Annotated in this window: 3 protein-coding genes; all 3 read right to left on the bottom strand. The window is 74.3% G+C overall.

All coding sequences use genetic code 11. The features are described from left to right. A partial coding sequence (locus tag NBX02_RS15590) for a Mur ligase domain-containing protein (protein WP_250291949.1) occupies positions 1 to 243 on the bottom strand: 243 nt, incomplete at its 3' end. A gap of 13 nt (positions 244 to 256) precedes the next feature. Beyond that, complete coding sequence (locus NBX02_RS15595; RefSeq protein ID WP_445548460.1) at positions 257 to 1,981, bottom strand: UDP-N-acetylmuramoyl-L-alanyl-D-glutamate--2,6-diaminopimelate ligase; 1,725 nt, start codon at positions 1,979 to 1,981, stop codon at positions 257 to 259. Between the two features lie 157 nt (positions 1,982 to 2,138). Next, positions 2,139 to 3,907, bottom strand: a 1,769-nt coding sequence (locus NBX02_RS15600; RefSeq protein ID WP_250291951.1) for a peptidoglycan D,D-transpeptidase FtsI family protein, incomplete at its 5' end; no start/stop codon positions are given.

A 3,907-nucleotide genomic window follows, 5' to 3' on the forward strand; every position in this document is an offset into this window, starting at 1 on the left:
GACCACCACCGCGGGCACGCCCACCGGCCGGGCCGCGAGCACCGCCGCCGCGCCGGCATCTACCGCCGCGGCGGCGAAGTCGTGGCCGTCGACCCGCTCCCCGGCCACCGCGACGAACAGCGCGCCGGCGGTGACCTGGCGCGAGTCGATGACGACGCTGGTCACGGCGGCGTCAGGATCATCCACGGCGTCCAGCCGGCCGCCGCAGGCCACCGCGACCTCGCGCAGGGTCAGCGTCATCACCGTCGGACGCCCCTCACGCCGAATGCCGGCGCGACACGGGACGCCACCCGGCCAGCTCCGCCCGCAGCACGTCACGGTCGTCGAAGGGGGTCACCACGCCGGCCTGCTCCTGACCGGTCTCGTGCCCCTTGCCGGCCAGCACGACCGCGTCTCCCGGCTGGGCGAGGCCCACCGCGAGGCGGATCGCCGCGGCCCGGTCCGGCTCCACCATGACACGGCCCCGGGCGCTGGGCGGCAGCGTCCCCACGCCGGTACACATCTGCGCGATGATCAATTCCGGATCCTCCGACCGGGGGTTGTCACTGGTGAAGATCGAAATATCGGCGCCGACGGCCGCGGCGGCGCCCATCAGCGGACGTTTGCGCCGGTCACGGTCACCCCCGCAGCCAAGCAGCACGATCACACGGCCGGGCACCAGCGGCCGCACGGTACGCAGCAGCGTCTGCACCGCGTCCGGTGTGTGCGCGTAGTCGACCAGGCCGAGGAACGGCTGGCCGGCGTCGACCCGTTCCATCCTGCCCGGCACCCCGGGCAGGCTCGCCAGCCCGGCCGCCGCCACCGGCGCGGGGACACCGGTGGCCACCAGCAGCGCCAGCGCCACCAGGGCGTTGCCGACGTTGAAGGCTCCGGGCAGCGCGATGCCCACCCGGACGTCCACGCCGTACGGGCCGAGCGCGCGGAAGACCGTCCCGCTGGGGCCGGCGGCGACGTCGACGGCACGCCAGTGCGCGTCGGCGGCCGTCCCGCAGGTGATCGCCCCCGGGACGGCCCCGGCGAGCTGGCGCCCCCACGGCGTGTCGATGTCGATGACGGACACCCCGGTCCGCTCGGGGGTGAACAGGGCGGCCTTGGCGGCGAAATAGTCCTCCATCGACGGGTGGAAGTCGAGATGGTCCTGGCTGAGGTTGGTGAACGCCGCCCCGGCGAACCGGATGCCGCCCACCCGGTGCAGGGCGACGGCATGGCTGGAGACCTCCATCGCCGCCGCGGTCACCCCACGCTCGGCCATGACCGCGAGCAGCGCCTGCAGGTCGGTGGCCTCCGGCGTGGTGCGCACCGAGGGGAGCACCGTGTCGGCCAGCCGCGTCTGCACCGTCCCGATCAGCCCGGTCGTGTGCCCGGCGGCCCGCAGCCCCGCCTCCAGCAGGTAGGCCACCGTCGTCTTGCCGTTGGTGCCGGTGACCCCGAGCAACGTCAGGGCCGTCGACGGTTCGCCGTACACCCGGGCCGCGACCGGCCCCAGCAGCGCCCGCGGGTCCGCGGCCACAAGCACCGGGACGTCGGCCACGCCCGCGCCGGCTGCCGTGTCCGCGCCGGCTGTGTCCGCATCAACGGCTGTGCCACCGCCAGCCACGTCCCCATCGTCACTACCAGCCGCGTCACTACCAGCCATGTCGCTACCGGCTACGTCCCTGCCGGCCGCGCTCCCACCAGCTACGTCCCTGCCAGCCGTGCCGCTACCGGCTACGTCCCTGCCAGCCGTGCTCCCAGCAGCCGTGCCGCTGCCAGCCGTGTCACTACCAGCCGTGCTCCCAGCAGCCGTGCCGGACGACCGGGCCGCCGCCATGATCTGGTCAGCCCCGGCCCGGTCGGTCAGCACGGCCACAGCCCCGGCCGCGATCGCCTGCCGGACGAAGGCGGCCCCGTGCACGCGCGCGCCGGGCAGGGCCGCGTAGAGGTCGCCAGGACGCACCGCCCGGGAGTCATGGGTGATCCCGCGGACGACTACACCCGCCACAGCACCGCCGGTCACCGTGAGGCCGTCGTATCCGACGGTCAGCTCGGTGAGCGCCCGTGCGGGCGGGGCGACCGGACGCAACACCGGTGAGGTCACGGCAACGACACTAGTAGCCGGCCCGCCGGGACCTGCGTCGGGTCACGACGGGCACGGCGGGTCAACGACCCGCGTCCAGATCGAGAACGAGCTTCGGCGGGCTCGTGCCGGACGGAGGCACGCCCAGCGTCGTCAGCGCGAAGGTCATCACCCGCTGGAACACCGGTGCGGCGACCGTCCCACCGAAGTGGCCGTCGCGGGGATTGTCCAGGACCACCTCGACGACCACCCTGGGCTGGTCGGCCGGGGCGAAACCCACGAACGACGCGACATAGCCGTCGTAGTGGCCGGAAGCGCCCACCCGCTGTGCCGTCCCGGTCTTGCCCGCCACCCGGTATCCGTCGATGGCCGCCAGCGGCGCGGTCCCCGAGTCGGTGGTCACCGACTCCAGCATCTGCGAGACCGTGGCCGCGGTGGCCGCGCTGACCACCCGGACGCCGGGCTGGCGGGGCGTGGTGCGCACGGCCCCGTCCGGGGAGATGGTGCTGTCCACCAGCCGGGGCGCGACCCGCACGCCCCCGTTGGCGATGGTGGCGTACACCGAGGCCATCTGGATCGCGGTCGCGGACATCCCCTGCCCGTAGGAGATCGTGGCCTCCTGCTGGACGTCCCACTCGGCGGCGGGCCGCAGGATGCCGGCGCTCTCCCCGGGGAAGCGCAGCGCGGTCCTGGCGCCGAGGCCGAAGTCGCGCAGCGCGCTCTCCAGGCCGGCCGGGCCGAGCTTGCGCGCGATCTGGATCGTCCCGAGGTTGCTGGACCTGGCCAGCACCCCGGCCGCGGTCAGGTGCTCGACCCCGTGCGGCTCGGCGTCGGTGAAGGTCCGGCCCGCGATGCGCATGTTCGGCGGCACCGTCACCGGGGTCTCCGGCGTGATCAGGCCACGGTCGATCGCCGCGGCCATGGTGATGACCTTGTTGACGCTGCCCGGCTCGTAGACGTCCTGGGTGGCGCGGTTCTTCAGGGTGCCCGGATCGGCAGTGGCGACCTTGTTGGGGTCGTAGCCGGGCGCGTCCACCATCGCGAGGATGTCCCCGGTGTTCGGGACCATGACCACGACGCTGCCGCCGTCGGCCTGGGTCGTGCGCACGGCCTCGGCCAGCGCCTGCTGCGCGGCCCACTGGATGTCGCGGTCGAGGGTCAGCCGCACGCTCGACCCCGGCACCGGGTCGGACTCCCGGCTGGCCGCCGACGGGATCATCCGGCCGGCCGGGTCGACCTCGACCCGGCGCAGGCCGTCCGTCCCGCGCAGCACCCGGTCGTAGGCGCTCTCGATACCGCCACTGCCAACGATCACCTCGTTGTCACCGATCGTGGTGAACCCGACGACGTTGGACGCGAGTGCGCCGGACGGGTAGAGACGTCGGCGCTCCTCCAGGACGCCGATGCCGGGCAGCCTCAGGTCGGTCACGGCCTTGCCCACCGCCGGGTCCAGGCCCCGGGCCAGGTAGGCGAAACGTCCGCTGCCGGTAAGTTTCGGCTGCAGAGTGTCGGCGGGCACGCCGAGCAGCGGCGCGAGGGCGGCGGCCACCACCTTCGCGTCGGTGACGTTGTGCGGGTCGGCGTAGACCGCGCGCGCCTCGACGTCCTGCGCCAGCGTCGCTCCGCTACGGTCAGTGATGACACCGCGGACCGCGGGCAATGCCACCGTCCGCAACCGCTGCTGCTCGGCACGTTCGGCATAGGTGGACGCCTGGAACGCCTGCAGCTGGGTCAGCCGGCCGGCGAGCACGACCAGCGCCGCGCAGAGAACGACGACCGACACCCGCAGCCTGCGCCGCGGGCTGCCCAGCCGCATGGGCGGCCGGGGCGCGGCACCGCGCGGCGCGGCGG

It is taken from the genome of Protofrankia sp. CiP1_Cm_nod1 (assembly GCF_920888515.1).
Classification (GTDB): domain Bacteria; phylum Actinomycetota; class Actinomycetes; order Frankiales; family Frankiaceae; genus Protofrankia.